We start from the raw sequence: 17,261 nt of genomic DNA on the forward strand, positions 1-17,261 counted from the left end.
CCAGCGCCGATGGTACTTGGACCGAAGGGTCCTGGGAGAGTAGGACGCCGCCAAGCACAGATAACCACTGCCGATCTACCGGCGGTGGTTTTTTGTTGCGTTCATCCCTGCGTTCGAGTTGCGCAGGGATCTATTTTTAGTGTGGAAAGAATCCTTCGATTCGCCAGAGGGGCTGGGGATAATGGAGCAGCTGCGTCCTCGCTTGACGGACAAGCTGTGGAAGAACCCTTTTTAAAAAGAAGATAACCCCAGAATGTGAATAACAAGAAGCGAGTTGGGGACAAAACAAGCTATTTTGTGAATAATTATGAACAACCTGTGGATAGGAAAGACTATTCTGTGGGCAATTCAGAATTTCATCCACAGGCTGTATAGTTTGACATTCTATTAGGACTTTGAGAGACTCGGATGAGATGGAGAATTATTCTATGCGCAGGAGGCCCCTGATTAATGAACATGAAGATTAGACAGCTTACTCATGAAGAGTTCGAAGCGAGCACCAGCCTGGACGAATATGCCTTTCAGTTCACCTTTCCGCAGGAAGAGCGGGTCAAAGCCAAGGAGCGCTTCCGCCCCGAGCAGGTATGGGGTGCTTTTGACGATTCCGGCGCCTTGTTGGCTCATTACACCCGGCTCCCATTCCAGGTCTTTCTCCAAGGAAAGGCTGTACCGATGGGAGGAATTGCAGGAGTGGCAACCTGGCCGGAGAATCGCCGCCAGGGACTTGTTGAGCATTTGCTGAAGCAGGCGCTGGAAGGAATGAGAAAGGAAGGGCAAGTTTTGTCCTTCTTGCATCCTTTTAAAGTTCCGTTCTACCGGCGATTTGGGTGGGAAGTATTCTGCGAGTGCAAAAAATATCGGATTCCGGCAGCTCAATTCCCGTCCTGGCCTGCAGTTAGCGGTGAGGTGAAACGGGGAAAGCCGGAGTTGAAACAGCTTAATGCCCTTTATCATCGGTTCGCTTCCGCCTATAATGGAGCGCTTATACGGAACGAGGAATGGTGGGAACGAACCGTACTGGGCCACGGCAATCAATGCGCCGTCTATTACACGGATAAAGGAGAGGCCGAAGGGTACTTGCTGTACCGGATTGCCGACAGAACGCTGCTTATCGGAGAATTTGTCTATTCGGGGGAAGAAGCACGGCGCGGCTTATGGAGCTTCATATCCAATCATGACTCTATGGTTACTCACGCGGAGATGAACAGGGTTCCTTCCGATGATTATCTGCCTTATCTGTTAGATGATCCTCGTATTTCCCAGGAGATTCATCCCTATTTCATGGCCCGGATTGTAGATATGGAAGCCTTCATGGCGAAGTACCGTTTCGCCCCGGCGGCCGCATGTTCTTTTCATCTATCGCTGACAGATCAGCAGGCTCCCTGGAATCAAGGATTATGGAAGATCACTGTAAATGAGGATGGAACACCTAAGACGGAACGGATTGGCGATGGGCAGAAACGGGCGGATGTGCATACCGATATTGGGACGCTTACGGCCGTATTACTGGGCTATCGCACGGTAGAAGAAATGTCTGCTTGCGGGAAGATGTCGGGGAATCCGGAGATACGAAGATTTTTGGGAGCAGCCGTACCGGGAGCGCAGACCATGCTGTTCGATTTTTTCTGATTGCGAGTTGAGAGACCTTGGCAAATCCAAAAAATATGCTATAATAAAGTCAAAGAAAGTCAAAGTCAACGAGAAGGACGGCCGTTATTCGTGCATGATTCCATTCCCGAGATGGTCACACTAGAGATTAGAAGTACGTCTTCTCGGAATCCCTCTCCGGGATTCTTATCGAAGCCTCCATATTTCGATATTGCGCCGCATTCTGGGCGATTCGGGCCAAGGATGAATGGTTAAGCAGAGGAGGATAAGATGATGCGCAATATTTCGGATGTCATTGAACAATATTTAAAGAGCATGCTGCTGGAGAGTCCCGAAGGGGCGGTCGAGATTCAGCGCAATGATCTGGCGGACCAGTTCTCCTGTGTTCCCTCCCAGATTAATTACGTCATCAGCACCCGCTTCACCCTGGAGAAGGGCTATCTCGTACAGAGCAAACGCGGCGGCGGTGGCTATATCCGGATTCAGCGGATCGAGCTCCCCCAGCATTTAGCGCTGCATGCCCACCTGAACGGCACCATCGGCGACAAAATCGATCAGAACACCGCCGAAGGGCTGATCTATCAATTGGAAGAAGCGCGTTTCTTAAGCAAGCGCGAAGCCTGTCTGATGCGCGCCGCCGTATCGCGGGAGAGTCTGGCGGTTAAGCTGCCTTACCGCGATGAAATCCGGGCCAAGCTGATGAAAGCCATGCTGATTTCCCTGATGAGCAAGTAAGCTGTTCGGTCTCGAAGGAGGAATGCTTCAATGATCTGTCAGGAATGCGGCGTTAAGCCGGCAACTCTTCATTTCACCAAAATTGTCAATGGACAGAAGACGGAGTTCCATATCTGCGAAAGCTGCGCCCGGGAGAAAGGCGAGATGATTCCGGGGACGCCGAGCGGGTTCTCTATCCACAGTCTTCTGTCGGGGCTTCTGGATCTCGGTAGCGCGGGTAAGGATAAGGCCGCTGCTGCGGCGGGCAGCCAGGAGGCCAAATGCGAGGAATGCGGAATGACATACAGCCAGTTCAGCAAGCTTGGGCGTTTTGGCTGCAGCTCTTGTTATAAATATTTTGACCCGAGTCTGGACCCGCTCTTCAAAAGAGTGCACGGCAGTACAAACCATGTCGGCAAAGTGCCCAGACGGGCCGGCGCCCGCATTACGTTCCGCCGCCAAATCGACGAGCTTAAGGGCCAGCTGAAAGTCAGCATTGAACAGGAAGAGTTCGAGCGGGCAGCCGAGCTTCGCGACCAGATCCGCCGACTTGAAAAAGAAATGGCGCAATAGTAAAGTCATAAGAACAAAGGGGGATGCGCGATGCCAGATCTTCGGTTCACCGAACATGCGCTAAGCGACTGGATGCGCAGCGGAGGCGACCACTCCGAAATTGTGGTCAGCAGCCGTGTGCGCATCGCCCGCAATATTCAGCATCATCCTTTTCCGCTGATTGCTTCGGCCGAGCAGGCTGAATCGGTTAGGGAAATTCTGACCCCGGTCCTGGGCGGCACACCGAACGACTACGGTGTTTTTCAGGCGCTGAGACTTGACGAACTGGAAGATCTCGACAAGCGGGTGCTGGTCGAGAAGCATTTGATCAGTCCGAATCTGGCCAAGGAATCCCGCGGCGGGGCGGTTCTGATCAATGAAGACGAATCCGTCAGCATTATGATTAACGAAGAGGATCACCTGCGGATTCAGTGCCTGTTCCCGGGCTTCCAAGTCCGGGATGCCTGGAAACGCGCGACGGCCATCGACGATTTGTTCGAGGCGTCCGTGGACTACGCTTTTGACGACCGGAGGGGATTTCTGACCAGCTGTCCGACGAATGTCGGCACCGGGCTCAGAGCTTCGGTCATGATGCATCTGCCCGCGCTCGTTATGACGCAGCAGATCAACCGCATCCTGCTCGCCGTTAACCAGGTAGGGCTCACAGTTAGAGGAATTTACGGGGAAGGCAGCGAATCTGTAGGGAATCTCTTTCAGATTTCCAACCAGATTACGCTCGGACAGAGCGAAGAAGAGATCATCGACAATCTGCATGAGGTGGCGCTGCAAATCATCGAGCATGAGCGCAATGCCCGTCAGCGGCTGATTCAGGATTCGTCTTCGGCGCTGCGGATTACGGACCGGATTATGCGCTCCTTCGGCATTCTCTCGTACGCCGCCGTCATGGATTTGAAAGAATCCTCGCAGCGCTTGTCGGATGTAAGGCTCGGCGTAGACCTCGGCATTCTGAAGAGTCCTTCCATCGCCGTGCTTAACGAGCTTAACGTCAAGACGCAGCCGGGCTTTCTGCAGAAGACGTTCGGGGATGAGATGCATCCGACCGAGCTGGATATGTACCGGGCGAAGCTGCTCCGGGAAACGTTGGGTACCACACATTGATTATAGATTGGATTCACGGTTCGATTTAATTAATTCATGGAGGTGCAGGAGATATGATGTTTGGGAGATTTACGGAACGAGCGCAAAAAGTGCTTGCGCTGGCACAGGAAGAAGCTGTGCGGCTTGGACACAATAATATTGGAACTGAACATATTCTGCTCGGCCTGATCCGGGAAGGCGACGGCATTGCCGCCAAAGCGCTGATCGGTCTCGGGCTTGGATTGGAGAAGATCCAGGATGAAGTGGAGACGCTGATTGGCCGCGGCCAGGAGCAGCCGACCAATATCGCCTATACGCCGCGTGCGAAGAAGGTGATTGAACTCTCGATGGATGAGGCCCGGAAGCTGGGTCACACCTACGTCGGAACCGAGCACATTCTGCTGGGACTGATCCGTGAGGGCGAAGGCGTAGCCGCCCGCGTTCTCAATAACCTCGGCATCAGCTTGAACAAGGCTCGCCAGCAGGTGCTGCAGCTTCTTGGAAGCAACGAAGCGACTTCGAGCCACAGCGGCTCAACGGCAAATGTCAGCACGCCTACGCTGGACGGATTGGCCCGCGATCTGACGGCCTACGCCAAGGACGGAAATCTGGACCCGGTAATCGGCCGCAGCAAGGAGATTGAGCGCGTCATTCAGGTGCTGAGCCGCCGGACGAAGAACAATCCGGTGCTGATCGGGGAACCCGGCGTCGGCAAGACGGCAATCGCCGAAGGCCTGGCCCAGAAGATCATCAACAACGAAATTCCGGAGACGCTGCGCGACAAGCGGGTCATGACGCTCGACATGGGCTCGGTCGTGGCCGGCACCAAATACCGCGGGGAGTTTGAGGACCGTCTCAAGAAGATCATGGATGAGATCCGCCAGGCGGGCAACATCATCCTGTTCATCGACGAGCTGCATACACTGATTGGCGCAGGCGGGGCGGAAGGCGCAATCGACGCTTCCAACATCCTGAAGCCGGCGCTGGCCCGGGGCGAACTGCAATGCATCGGGGCAACCACGTTGGATGAATACCGCAAGTACATTGAGAAGGACGCCGCGCTGGAACGCCGGTTCCAGCCGATTACCGTAGACCAGCCTTCGCCGGAGGAAGCCATTCAAATTCTGTACGGACTTCGCGACCGTTATGAAGCGCACCACCGCGTGAAGATTACCGACGAAGCGATTGAAGCTGCCGTTAAGCTGTCGGACCGTTACATTACGGACCGCTTCCTGCCGGACAAGGCCATCGACCTGATCGACGAAGCGGGTTCCAAGGTAAGGCTGAACTCGTACACGATTCCGCCGAATCTGAAAGAGCTGGAGACGCGTCTGGATGATATCCGCAAGGAGAAGGACGCCGCCGTCCAGAGCCAGGAATTCGAGAAAGCGGCCGCTCTTCGCGATACGGAGCAGAAAATCCGGGAAGAGCTGGACATTACCAAGAACCAGTGGAAGGAAAAGCAGGGCCGTGCCGATTCCGAGGTCACGCCGGAGGATATCGCCCAGGTGGTGGCCAGCTGGACCGGTGTTCCGGTCAGCAAGCTGAAGGAAGAGGAGACCGAGCGTCTGCTCAATATGGAAGCTCTCCTGCATGACCGGGTTATCGGCCAGGATGAAGCCGTCAAGGCGGTCAGCCGGGCGATCCGCCGGGCCAGAGCCGGTCTGAAGGATCCGAAGCGTCCGATGGGCTCGTTCATCTTCCTCGGCCCGACAGGCGTCGGCAAGACGGAACTCGCCCGCGCCCTGGCGGAAGCCATGTTCGGCGACGAGAATGCCGTTATCCGGATCGACATGTCGGAATACATGGAGAAGCACTCCACATCCCGTCTCGTCGGGGCGCCTCCGGGATATGTCGGCTATGAAGAAGGCGGCCAGCTGACCGAGAAGGTCCGCCGCAAGCCGTACTCTGTAGTGCTGCTGGACGAAATTGAGAAGGCTCACCCGGAAGTATTCAACATTCTTCTTCAGGTGCTGGAAGACGGACGTCTGACCGACTCCAAGGGCCGCGTGGTTGACTTCCGCAACACGCTGATCATTCTGACCTCCAACGTAGGAGCCGAGGCGATCAAGCGCAATTCGACGCTGGGCTTCACGGCGGTTCAGGATGCCGGCGCGGACTATACCAACATGAAGGGCAAGGTTATGGATGAGCTCAAGAAGAGCTTCCGCCCCGAGTTCCTGAACCGGATCGACGAAATCATCGTCTTCCACTCGCTGGAAGAGAAGCATATTGCGGAGATCGTCACGCTGATGTCCGAAGAGCTGCGGAAGCGTCTGCGCGAATACGACGTCGACTTCCATCTGACCGACGAGGCTAAAGCCTTCCTCGCCAAAGAAGGCTATGATCCGCAGTTCGGCGCCCGTCCGCTGCGCCGGGCAATTCAGAAGCACATCGAGGACCGTCTGTCGGAAGAATTGCTGAAGGGCAATATCTCCAAGGGAGATTCGCTGAACATCGACATCGAGAACGGCGAGTTGACTGTCAAGAAGACGGAACCGGCGCTGTCCGGCGAAGGCGATCAGGAATAAGCCGGGTACGCTAAGCACAGATAGTTAACCGTATAGAGAGTATAGAGCAAAGTCCGCTCCCGGCAACGGGATGCGGACTTTGCTCCGTTTCAGAAGCTTTGCGGGTCCGCACGTTCAGGGAATCCGGGATTCGCTCGGTCCTCCCCTTTCGTTTGACAGGCGGAGATGGTAAACTTTTAAATAGGCTGAGCAATTAGAAGGAGAGTATCATGGCCAAACCAAAAACCAAATTCTATTGTACCGAATGCGGAACCGAATCTCCGAAGTGGCTCGGCAAATGCCCGGGCTGCCAAGCGTGGAACACGATGGTGGAAGAAACCGAAAGCGTCGTCAAAACGCAGGGGATGAACACGCCTCTTTTTCATAGTAAAGAAAAGCCGCAGTCGATCATAAGTATAGAGAGCGATCAGGAACCGCGCATTCTGACCGGAATCGGGGAATTAAACCGGGTTCTCGGCGGCGGCATCGTGCCCGGTTCGCTTGTGCTGGTCGGGGGCGACCCCGGTATCGGGAAGTCGACGCTCCTGCTCCAGACTTCTCATGCGCTGACAGCCCAAGGCCTTCGGGTCCTGTATATCTCCGGTGAAGAATCCGTGCGTCAGACCCGGCTTCGCGCCGATCGGCTCGGGGCGTTGTCCGCCGAACTGTTCGTTCTGTGCGAGACCAACATGGAGAGCATCGAGGAAGCGATAGAGGCGATTCAGCCGCAGTTCTTGGTCATTGACTCGATCCAGACGGTCTATCTGCCGGAAGTAACGAGCGCTCCCGGAAGCGTCTCCCAGGTCAGAGAATGTACGACCCGGTTCATGCGGATTGCCAAAGTCCGGGGGATTGCGACTGTGCTGGTCGGACATGTTACCAAGGAAGGCGCTATCGCCGGTCCCCGGATGCTGGAGCATATGGTGGACTGCGTGCTGTATTTTGAAGGCGAACGCCATCACACGTACCGTCTGCTGCGCGCCGTGAAGAACCGGTTCGGCTCTACCAACGAGATTGGCATCTTCGAGATGGGCGAGGACGGACTGCGCGAGGTGGAGAATCCGTCGGAGCTCTTCCTCTCCGAGCGGCCGCTTGGCGTCGCCGGATCAACGGTGGTGGCCAGCATGGAAGGAACGCGGCCGGTGCTGGTAGAGCTGCAGGCGCTTGTGGCGGCTACCCATTTTCCGTCTCCGCGGCGGATGTGCACCGGCATGGACCACCAGCGGATGGCGCTGATTATCGCCGTGCTGGAGAAACGGATGGGCATGTTCCTGCAGACCCAGGACGCTTATCTGAATGTGGCCGGCGGCGTGAAGCTGGATGAACCGGCCATTGATCTGGCGGTCGCCGTCAGCATCGCCTCCAGCTTCCGCGACATTCCGACCAAGGCCTACGACGTGTTCTTCGGCGAAGTCGGACTGACGGGCGAAGTCAGAGGCGTCTCGCGGGCCGAGACGCGGGTGAAGGAGGCGGCGAAGCTCGGATTTCGGCGGGTCATTATGCCGGAGAAGAGCATGAAAGGCTGGAAGCATCCGAAGGATATCCAAATTATCGGAGTCAATACCGTGGCGGAAGCGTTAGCGGTCGCACTGGATTAGGGGGCGGGAGACATGAAGGAACAACTGGACAATATGAACGACCTGCTCAGGCTGGCCGCGCCGGGAACGCCTTTTCGCGAAGGGTTGGAGAACGTACTGCGGGCCAAGACGGGCGCGCTGATTGTGGTCGGCTACAGCCCGGAGGTCATGGAGGTCGTGGACGGGGGATTCTCGATCAATTGCGATTTTTCCCCGAATTATCTGTATGAATTGGCCAAAATGGACGGCGCCATCATTCTGAGCGAGGACCTGAAACGAATATTGTACGCCAATACCCAGCTGATCCCCGATTCCTCGATCTCTTCGATCGAGACCGGCATCCGGCACCGGACAGCCGAGCGGGTAGCGAAGCAGACGGGCAAGCTGGTGGTTTCCATCTCGCAGAGACGGAACATCATCACGCTCTACCAAGGCTCGATCCGCTATGCGCTGAAGGAAATCGGGGTGATTCTCACCAAGGCGAACCAGGCCATTCAGACGCTGGAGAAATACAAGGCGGTGCTGACGCAGTCGCTGACCAATCTGTCGGCTTCTGAGTATGAAGGAATTGTCACGGTGCCCGAGGTGGTTGGCGTGATACAGCGCGTGGAGATGGTGCTTCGGATCAAGACCGAGATCAAGCGCTACATCAACGAGCTCGGGAACGAAGGCCGGCTCATCAGCATGCAGATGGAAGAATTGGTCGGCAATACGGAAGAAGAAGCCTGGCTGCTCTACCGGGACTACGCCCGTGAAGAGGAAGAGGAGAAGATCCGCGAGATTATCAACGGGCTGAAACGGGCAAGCGACGATGAGCTGATGGACGACATCCATATCGCGCGGCTGCTGGGTTATCCGTCCACGTCGATCGCTGCCGAGGAACCGGTCACGCCGCGCGGCTACCGGCTGCTGAACAAGATTCCCCGACTGCCCAATGTCATTATTCATAATCTGGTGGAGCGGTTCGAGATGCTGCCGAACCTGATGACGGCAAGCATTGCGGAGCTGGACGAAGTGGACGGGATCGGTGAGGCGCGGGCACGGGGCATTCAGGAAGGTTTAAAACGTCTGCAAAAACAGGTTCTTATTGACAGACAAATGTAAATCACATACAATCACCTAATGTTGGATATTTCCCTAGGCCCAATGAATACAAGAGGTGAAGAAATGATACAGAAATCGATTCCGAGTATATTTACGCTGATGAATCTGATGCTCGGAATGTTTGGTATTATGCTGGCACTCGACGGGAGAATCGGCCTGGCTTCCATCATGGTCATTATCGCGATGCTGGCCGACGGACTGGATGGACGGGTTGCCCGCGCACTCCATGCGGAGAGCGAGTTCGGCAAAGAGCTGGATTCCCTGTCCGACGTCGTCTCATTCGGCGTGGCCCCCGCACTTATTATGTATGTAACCAGCCTGCAGGACTTGCACTCTGCCCTGGCCTGGTCTGTAACGGCCATGTTCCCGGTGTTCGGCGCTCTGCGTCTGGCCCGGTTCAATGTCCGCCCGGGGGTTCCCGGCTATTTCATCGGTCTGCCGATTCCGGCGGCCGGAGGCGTGCTGGCTACGCTGTCCCTGTTCCATAAGGACGTATCGCCGCCGTTCATGATTGTCTCTTCTCTGCTGCTCTGCTACTTGATGGTGAGCACCGTGAAATATCCGAATTTCAAGAAAATCGGTCTGCCGAAGAAAGCTCTGGCCGGCGCTCCGATCGTGATCATTATCGCCGTTGCGGTTGCGGTGATGTTCCCGGAACAGATCTCGAAGATGATCTTTGTGCTGCTTGCGCTCTATGCGCTCTATGGCATGAAGCAGAATGTGGACCGGGTGGCAGCTTCCGCCCGCCGGCGGCGGCGCCGCAGAGGCCGTTCCGAGGATGAAGTCTATCATTCCAAGAATGGCTAAAGACCTTTACCTAAAGAGAACTCTTCTCCCTTACCAGGGCGGGAAGAGTTCTTTTTTTGTCTCCTTACGCTCCTCCGGGCCTATATGGTTATTTCTTACTTCTTTTGGCCTAAATTATGGGTTATGATGAAATGGGCACGTAGACTCATAAGAATACTGCACCGATTACACAGGGGGGAAAAGAATGGCGTTTTGTACGAAGTGTGGACAGAAGTTGACAGAGGGAGAACCGCATGTCTGTGAGGAGGTCGCGGCGGGGTGGTCAGGAAACGAGGGAGCGTGGAACGGCGGAGCCGCTATGCAGCCTCAGGTGAGACCGCAGCAGGTGAATTTCAATACGATGCTGTACCTGATGAAGAATCCGGAGCGTGCAGCGACCCTGCAGCCGGAGAAAGATTTTGTTAACGGCCTGCTGGGTCTGGTGGCATCGCTGCTTGGCTTCATGATCTGGGCCTGGGCGCTGAACAAGAAGATCTTTGATATCATAGGCAGCGTGTTCGGCGGATTCGGCGGCTATGACGACTATTATGATCTGTTCGAGCCGAGCAGTGCTGTCAGTTCGGCCGTAATGGGAAGAGTGTTTGTACTCGGGCTGGTCTCCATCCTGGTCCTGACGGCTTCCGTCTGGCTGATCGGTCAATGGCGGGGAAGCCGGAAACTGACGGCCAAAGAAGTCGTTACATACATAGGCGGCATGCAGTATACGTTCGGCGCCGGGTTTGTGGTGGCGGCGCTCTGCACCCTGATCAATCTGCGTCTGGCGACGCTGGTGCTGCTGGTGAATCTGATTGCAGCCCTGACCACGACCGTTATATCTTCGTCGGATATCTTCCGGGTATCCCGGGAACGGCGCTTCTCTTTCATCACGCTGAGCATTGCGGTCTATTTCCTGCTGTTTATGCTGGTAACCGCTATTGTCATTTAATCGGGGGTCATTCATTGTGTTTTGTGGAAATTGTGGTGCCAAAATCGAGGAGAATGCCCGGTTCTGCGGAGAATGCGGACAGCCTGTCTCCCAAGCGCCGGTGCAGCAGACCGGCTTCCGGCCGGCTCCGCCCGCCAAAGCCGCACGCCGGCCTTGGAGCCGGAAGACTAAGGTGATTACCGCTGTATCCGTCGGCATCGTAGGGGCGGCGGCAGTAACCTACAGCCTCTTTCATTTTACATATGGACCCTCTTCGCCGGCCAAGCTGGAGGAGAAGCTGCAGGCGGCGGTTACAGCCCGGGACGTGGACCAATTGCTGACCTATCTGGATGACTCCAATACCGCGATGAGAGCGGAGGACCGCGTGGAGGCGTTCCGTAAGGCGTTTAATGACGAAACGGCTTACGGATATGAGTCCTACCTCAAGGATGCGCTCTATGCCGCCGAGCAGGAGGCGGAGGAGGACTCCGATTACGGGACGGACGGAGATGGCGACGGAGCTCCTGTCTATTTTGTCAAAGAAAGCAGCTGGCGGGGGACCCGCTGGGTCTTTAATGTGACTCCGGCCGAGGTAACTATGGAGCAGGGAGAAGACTGGACGGCAGGCGGATCGCTGGAGACGCTGGAGAGCGCGCAGGGGACCTTCAACTCGCTGTGGCCCGCCGTCTATTCCTATCAGGCGAAGGTAACCAATCCTTACGGCGGCAGTGAAACGCTGGAAGGAACCGTGGACCTGCTGAATACATCGTCAGAGGAGATCTACCTGTATGACCGGCTGGAGAGCGGTCTGCGGGTCGAGATTCCAACTTTTGCCGACATCACCTATACGCTGAACGGCAAGGAGCTGCCTCAGGCCGAAGACGGCGACGACCATACCCTCTCCATTGTGCCCAAGCCCGCCGAACTTAAGGTGGAAGCCAAAGGCACTTATCTGGGGATGCCGGTCGAGCAGAGCCGGACCTGGGAAGCGTCGGAGACGGACGACATTGAGCTGGAGACCCTGCTGAAGGATTCGGTAGCGGCGCAGGCGGCGAAGCTGCTGCTGGAAGCCAACGTCTCCTGGACCAAGGCTTACAATGCCGCCGATTCCTCGCTGCTTACGGGACTGGACCCCGACGGAGATGCTTACCAGACCTTCAGCGAGGTGCCGGAGACTCCCGGCCGTCAAGTTCGCCTCGTGCGGGTAGCGGTAGCGCCGGATAACATTGAATTCTATGAGGATGGAGTCCGGATCACGGCAGAGGAAGAGTATGCGTATCCCGGAACCGAGGAGTCCAACAGCACATCGAGCAATACGTACGTCATTACTCCCAAGCCCGGCCAGGAGCAGCAGTGGTGGATCCGCTCTTCCAGCCGGAATTACTGGGTTGATGATTTGTTCGGGAACAGCGAGAGTCTGATTCTGGACAATCCGGAGAATTAATAGAGCAAGATAGAAGAGGAAGAGCCGGTCATGCTGTCAGGGCATGGCCGGCTCTTTCTGGCATTTAGTATAAGGACCCGGACAGAGGGGATGGCTACGACATATTGAACAGTCCAAGCGTGGCGCATTTCTGCGACTCCTTGGCAACCACTTCGTCCATACGAATACCAAGCAGATTGCACAGGGCGGACATATAGAACAGCTCGCGACCCAGCTCGGAGCCAATGACTTCGCGGCAGTTCTCGCATAATTCGCCTTCGACATGTGTACCGGCATGCTCCTTGGCCTGCTCCAGGCTGTCTCCGGGCTCGAACACCTGCTTCGTGGCATGAAGCTGAATGCACCCGCACTCCGTAATGGCCTTGACGACGGCCCGGTTCACCGAAGCGCTGCTCTGCCCGTTCTTGGACAGCACGTCCAAAAGACTGCGATGGCGAAGCAGCAGCTCGGCTACCTGATCCTGAAAATCCTGCAAAGTTGGCGAGCTCATTCCAATTCCTCCCCGGTATTATGTAATTGCATTCATTATATGCCAGTGCCTGCGGCCCTTTCAAGCGGCGGAAGTCCGTAAAAATATAGAGAACCGGAACGATTACCGCAGGATAAATTGGAACATACTGGGGATAGGAAGGTATTTTACAGGAGGTGCGCCTTAAGCAATGTGGAAAAGATGGACAGCAGGCGGAGCCGCGCTGCTGGGAGGCTGGGCCGGTTATTCGCTGTATGCGGCCGCGGCGGAAGACTTCCCGGCTGGCATGCGCGGGTTGAAGGAACATCTGCCGGTCGGCGGCGGATGGTTGTTTACGGTAGTGGGAGCTCTTATTTTTCTGTTGGCGGGAACCGTCTCCGTTCGTTGGGGCGGAGGCAGACTGAAGGAATGGGTGCAGTGGTGCAGCCGGATACCGATGGATGAGCTGGCCGCGGGAGCGGCAGGGCTGACGGGAGGCTTGCTTCTGTCTCTGCTTGCCGTGCCGGGCTTGTCCTGGCTCGGACGGACGGGAGATGTGCTGCAGGCCGTTTCGGCAGTCGCACTCGGGTATACGGGCCTGCGCGTCGGGCTTGCCAAGAAGCAGGAGCTGGCGGCGCTGTGGGCAACCGGGAACTGGGGACGCGCGGAGCAGCCGGAAGGCCGGGGGCCGGAAGAGCACAAGATTCTCGATACCAGTGTAATTATCGACGGGCGGATTGCCGATATCTGCAAGACCGGTTTTATTGAAGGAACAATTGTTATCCCCGAATTTGTGCTGGAGGAGCTGCAGCATATCGCCGATTCTTCGGACCTGCTCAAGCGCAACCGGGGACGCCGCGGACTCGACATTTTGAATAAAATCCAGAAGGAACTCGATGTCAAAGTGTTGATCTACGAAGGAGACTTCGATGAAATTTCCGAGGTAGACAGCAAGCTGGTCAAGCTTGCGAAGGTGCTGCGCGGCAAGGTGGTTACGAATGACTTCAATCTGAACAAGGTGTGCGAGCTGCAGGGAGTCTCCGTGCTGAACATCAATGATCTGGCCAATGCCGTCAAGCCGGTGGTGCTGCCGGGCGAAGAGATTGTCGTGCAGGTTATCAAGGACGGGAAGGAGCACGGTCAGGGCGTCGCCTATCTTGATGACGGGACGATGATTGTGGTGGAAGGCGGCCGGGATTTCATCGGCAGCACGATGGAAGTACTGGTGACAAGTGTGCTGCAGACTTCGGCCGGACGGATGATCTTTGCCAAGCCGAAGCTGCTGGAGAAGGCGCAGTAAAGATACGGAGCGCCGGGAGGGCCGCTGCCTGTCAGCTGCGCCGGGCTTGGAAACGGCAGCCAAACGCGTTATGATGGAGCATATACGTGAAGAACAGGAGCCATCAGGGATGTCAAACGCAGTAGGCGCCGTCATTGTAGCGGCGGGAAGAGGCACGCGCATGGGCACGGCGGAGAGCAAGCAGTATTTGCTGCTTCGGGGGAAGCCGATCGTGGTTCATACGCTGGAGGCCTTTCAGCGGCATGAACGGATCTCCGAGATCATCCTCGTAACCGGAGAAGGAGAGGTCGAACGCTGCAAGGAATGGGTACAGGCCTATGGGCTGACCAAGGTAGCGGCTGTCCTTCCGGGAGGCTCGGAACGCCAGCATTCCGTACACCGGGGCCTGAAGGCGCTTGGCACGGAATGGGTCATGGTGCACGACGGGGTCCGGCCGTTCGTGGAGGCGGCGCAGATCGACGCCTGCTTCCTCGAAGCGCAGCGGACCGGAGCCTCCGTGCTGGCCGTTCCGGTCAAGGACACGATTAAGCAGGTAGACGGCGGGGTTGTCGTATCGACGCCCGACCGGAGCAGTCTGTGGGCGATTCAGACCCCGCAGACTTTTCGTCTGTCCGAGCTGCTGGCGGCGTATGAATCGGCGGAGCGGGAAGGCTTCGTCGGTACGGACGACTCCAGCGTCGCCGAACGGTCCGGCATCCGGGTCGCCGTCGTGGAAGGCAGCTACGCCAATATCAAGATTACCACGCCCGAAGATCTGGATTTCGCAGAATTTACAAGTAAACCGTCAGGGGAGAGAACATCATGATCGCTGTAGGACAAGGATTTGACGTACACCAGCTGGTGGAAGGCCGCCCATGCATCATCGGAGGGGTAACGATTCCCTATGAGAAGGGGCTGCTCGGCCACTCCGACGCCGACGTGCTGCTGCATGCCATCAGCGACGCCATTCTGGGCGCGCTGGGACTCGGGGATATCGGCCGGCACTTCCCGGATACCGACCCCGCCTTCAAGGATGCGGACAGCGTGAAGCTGCTGGAGAGGGTCTGGAGCATGGCCCGGGAGAAGGGTTACCGGCTCGGCAATATCGACTCCACTATTATCGCCCAGCGTCCGAAGATGGCCCCGTACATTCCGGCTATGGCGGAGATGATCGCCAAGACGCTGGAGGCGGACGTCTCCCGGGTGAACGTCAAGGCAACGACGACCGAACAGCTTGGCTTTACCGGACGCGGCGAGGGAATCGCCGCCCAGTCTATTGTCTGCCTGGTTCAGGATATGCTATCATCTTAAGTTAGAGTTCATAAGGGAAGGCGGAGATAATTTATGGGAAGCGAAGTCCGGGTGCGTTATGCGCCGAGCCCGACGGGACATTTACATATTGGCAATGCCAGAACGGCCTTGTTCAATTATCTGTATGCCAGATCGCAGGGCGGCAAGTTCATTATCCGCATTGAAGATACGGATCTGAAGCGCAATATTGCCGGCGGCGAAGAGAGCCAGCTGAAATATTTGAAATGGCTGGGCATGGATTGGGACGAGAGCGTGGATATCGGCGGGGAATACGGTCCGTACCGGCAGACGGAACGGCTCGATATTTACCGTACCTATACCCAGCAGCTGCTGGACCAAGGTCTGGCTTACCGCTGCTACTGTACGGAAGAGGAGCTGGAAGCGGAACGGGAAGAGCAGCTGGCCCGGGGCGAGACGCCCCGCTATTCCGGCAAGCACCGCAATCTGACGGAGGAGCAGCGTGCGGCTTACGAGGCCGAAGGACGCACGGCGAGCATCCGCTTCCGGGTACCGGAGAACCGGACCTATACGTTCAACGATATGGTAAAAGGCACGATTACGTTCCAGACGGACGAAATGGGCGATTTTGTCATCGTCAAGCGCGACGGCATTCCTACGTATAACTATGCGGTAGTAGTCGACGACTACCTGATGAAGATCTCGCATGTGCTTCGGGGCGAGGACCATATCTCCAATACGCCGCGGCAGCTCATGATCTATGAAGCCCTGGGCTGGGAAGCGCCGGTCTTCGGCCATATGACGCTGATTGTCGGCGAAGACCACAAGAAGCTCAGCAAGCGGAATGAATCGATTATCCAGTTCATCGAGCAGTATGACGAGCTCGGCTATCTGCCGGAAGCGCTGTTCAACTACATCGCGCTGCTGGGCTGGTCGCCGGAAGGCGAAGAGGAGATCTTCAGCCGAGAGCAGCTGATCTCGATCTTCAATGCCGACCGCCTGTCCAAGAGTCCGGCGGTGTTCGATACGAATAAGCTGGCTCATCTGAACAACCATTATATCAAGAATGCCGATCCGAAGCGGATTGCGGCACTGGCGATTCCTCATCTCCAGAAAGCCTCGCGCCTTCCGGCCGAGCTGTCTTCCGAGCAGCAGGCGTGGGCGGAGAGCCTGGTAGCGCTCTATCAGGAGCAGATGGTGGCCGCCTCCGATATTGTAGAGCTGTCGGCGCTGTTCTTCCGCCGGCATCTGGAGCTGGACACGGAAGCCGCGCAGATCCTGGCGGAACCGCAGGTTCCGGAAGTGCTGTCCGCCTTCCTGGCGAAGATCGAGGCGGGAAGCGAGTTCACGCCGCAGGGGATTGCCGCCTGGATCAAAGAAGTCCAGAAGGAGACCGGTCACAAGGGCAAAGCGCTGTTCATGCCGATCCGCGTTGCTCTGACCGGCCAGATGCATGGCCGGGATTTGAACGCAACGATTGCGCTGCTCGGCAGAGACGTTACAGTCGACCGCTTGAAGGCGCAGATCAAGGGAGCTTAAGATTTTTGGGCGGCCCGCTCCCCTTGTCAGTGCGGGAGCTTTTGGATAAGATGAAGACATATGAACGGCTGTGATCGGGAGAAGTATGCCGGACGGGGCAGCAACCAGAGAGAGTAACCGCGGGCCCGGAGGGTCCAGGCTGAGAGTTATTCGTCTGCCCGCCGCAGAAATGCACCCGTGAGCCGTCCGGCTGACCGCGCTCCCCGGCCTTCGGGTGAGAACGCTAGGCCGGACCGGAATCCGCCCCCGTTACCGGGCGGCCCAAGAGGGAGACCTCCCGACGCCGCAGGCGATCCGGGTCTCCAAGCAGAGTGGAACCGCGTACCGACGTCTCTGCAGCCGAGGCTGCAGGGGCGTTTTTTGTTAACCAATGGGCCCGGCGGCCGTACCGCCAGATAACCTGAATAG

15 protein-coding genes are annotated in these 17,261 nt (G+C 56.8%); 14 read left to right on the forward strand and 1 reads right to left on the reverse strand.

The window, feature by feature from the left end; genetic code table 11:
- The first annotated feature begins 456 nt into the window (after window positions 1-456).
- The 10 genes from RBI05_RS16155 (at window position 457) to RBI05_RS16200 (ending at window position 12,318) form a co-directional block, all read left to right on the forward strand.
- Complete coding sequence (locus RBI05_RS16155) at window positions 457-1,629, forward strand: GNAT family N-acetyltransferase (protein ID WP_310551868.1); 1,173 nt, start codon at window positions 457-459, stop codon at window positions 1,627-1,629.
- A 252-nt stretch (window positions 1,630-1,881) separates the two neighbouring features.
- Complete coding sequence (locus RBI05_RS16160) at window positions 1,882-2,343, forward strand: CtsR family transcriptional regulator (RefSeq protein WP_310551869.1); 462 nt, start codon at window positions 1,882-1,884, stop codon at window positions 2,341-2,343.
- A gap of 30 nt (window positions 2,344-2,373) precedes the next feature.
- Complete coding sequence (locus tag RBI05_RS16165; protein ID WP_150459871.1) at window positions 2,374-2,895, forward strand: UvrB/UvrC motif-containing protein; 522 nt, start codon at window positions 2,374-2,376, stop codon at window positions 2,893-2,895.
- A gap of 30 nt (window positions 2,896-2,925) precedes the next feature.
- Window positions 2,926-3,993: a protein arginine kinase gene (locus RBI05_RS16170; RefSeq protein WP_310551844.1), complete on the forward strand. Its 1,068-nt coding sequence runs from the start codon at window positions 2,926-2,928 to the stop codon at window positions 3,991-3,993.
- A gap of 53 nt (window positions 3,994-4,046) precedes the next feature.
- Window positions 4,047-6,503, forward strand: a complete 2,457-nt coding sequence (clpC, locus tag RBI05_RS16175) for an ATP-dependent protease ATP-binding subunit ClpC (RefSeq protein WP_310551845.1) — start codon at window positions 4,047-4,049, stop codon at window positions 6,501-6,503.
- Window positions 6,504-6,712: 209 nt separating this feature from the next.
- The gene (gene radA / locus RBI05_RS16180) at window positions 6,713-8,080 is read left to right on the forward strand and encodes a DNA repair protein RadA (protein WP_150459868.1); all 1,368 of its coding nucleotides are present in this window, start codon (window positions 6,713-6,715) and stop codon (window positions 8,078-8,080) included.
- 12 nt (window positions 8,081-8,092) lie between these two features.
- Window positions 8,093-9,163 carry a DNA integrity scanning diadenylate cyclase DisA gene (gene disA / locus RBI05_RS16185; RefSeq protein ID WP_310551846.1) on the forward strand — a complete coding sequence of 357 codons (1,071 nt, stop codon included), beginning with the start codon at window positions 8,093-8,095 and terminating at the stop codon, window positions 9,161-9,163.
- A gap of 63 nt (window positions 9,164-9,226) precedes the next feature.
- On the forward strand, window positions 9,227-9,970 hold the full coding sequence (gene pssA / locus RBI05_RS16190; RefSeq protein ID WP_310551847.1) for a CDP-diacylglycerol--serine O-phosphatidyltransferase: 744 nt from the start codon (window positions 9,227-9,229) through the stop codon (window positions 9,968-9,970).
- 298 nt (window positions 9,971-10,268) lie between these two features.
- Window positions 10,269-10,895, forward strand: coding sequence for a hypothetical protein (locus RBI05_RS16195; RefSeq protein WP_310551848.1), 627 nt, complete (start codon window positions 10,269-10,271; stop codon window positions 10,893-10,895).
- 16 nt (window positions 10,896-10,911) lie between these two features.
- Complete coding sequence (locus RBI05_RS16200) at window positions 10,912-12,318, forward strand: zinc-ribbon domain-containing protein (RefSeq protein ID WP_310551849.1); 1,407 nt, start codon at window positions 10,912-10,914, stop codon at window positions 12,316-12,318.
- 94 nt (window positions 12,319-12,412) lie between these two features.
- Here the strand turns inward: RBI05_RS16200 and RBI05_RS16205 are convergent, their stop codons facing one another.
- Window positions 12,413-12,808 carry a nucleoside triphosphate pyrophosphohydrolase family protein gene (locus RBI05_RS16205; protein ID WP_310551850.1) on the reverse strand — a complete coding sequence of 132 codons (396 nt, stop codon included), beginning with the start codon at window positions 12,806-12,808 and terminating at the stop codon, window positions 12,413-12,415.
- 169 nt (window positions 12,809-12,977) lie between these two features.
- Here RBI05_RS16205 and RBI05_RS16210 point away from each other — a divergent pair, with 169 nt between their 5' ends.
- From RBI05_RS16210 to gltX, 4 genes are all read left to right on the forward strand, one after another.
- Window positions 12,978-14,066, forward strand: coding sequence for a PIN/TRAM domain-containing protein (locus RBI05_RS16210; RefSeq protein ID WP_150459862.1), 1,089 nt, complete (start codon window positions 12,978-12,980; stop codon window positions 14,064-14,066).
- 109 nt (window positions 14,067-14,175) lie between these two features.
- Entirely contained in the window at window positions 14,176-14,871 is a 696-nt protein-coding gene (gene ispD / locus RBI05_RS16215) for a 2-C-methyl-D-erythritol 4-phosphate cytidylyltransferase (RefSeq protein ID WP_150459861.1), read from the forward strand.
- Window positions 14,868-15,356: a 2-C-methyl-D-erythritol 2,4-cyclodiphosphate synthase gene (ispF, locus tag RBI05_RS16220; RefSeq protein ID WP_310551851.1), complete on the forward strand. Its 489-nt coding sequence runs from the start codon at window positions 14,868-14,870 to the stop codon at window positions 15,354-15,356. Before ispD ends, ispF begins: the two co-directional genes overlap by 4 nt.
- A 33-nt stretch (window positions 15,357-15,389) precedes the next feature.
- Window positions 15,390-16,853, forward strand: a complete 1,464-nt coding sequence (gene gltX / locus RBI05_RS16225; RefSeq protein ID WP_310551852.1) for a glutamate--tRNA ligase — start codon at window positions 15,390-15,392, stop codon at window positions 16,851-16,853.
- Window positions 16,854-17,261: the final 408 nt, after the last annotated feature.

It is taken from the genome of Paenibacillus glufosinatiresistens (genome assembly GCF_031470375.1).
In the GTDB taxonomy this organism is placed as follows: domain Bacteria; phylum Bacillota; class Bacilli; order Paenibacillales; family Paenibacillaceae; genus Paenibacillus_AQ; species Paenibacillus_AQ glufosinatiresistens.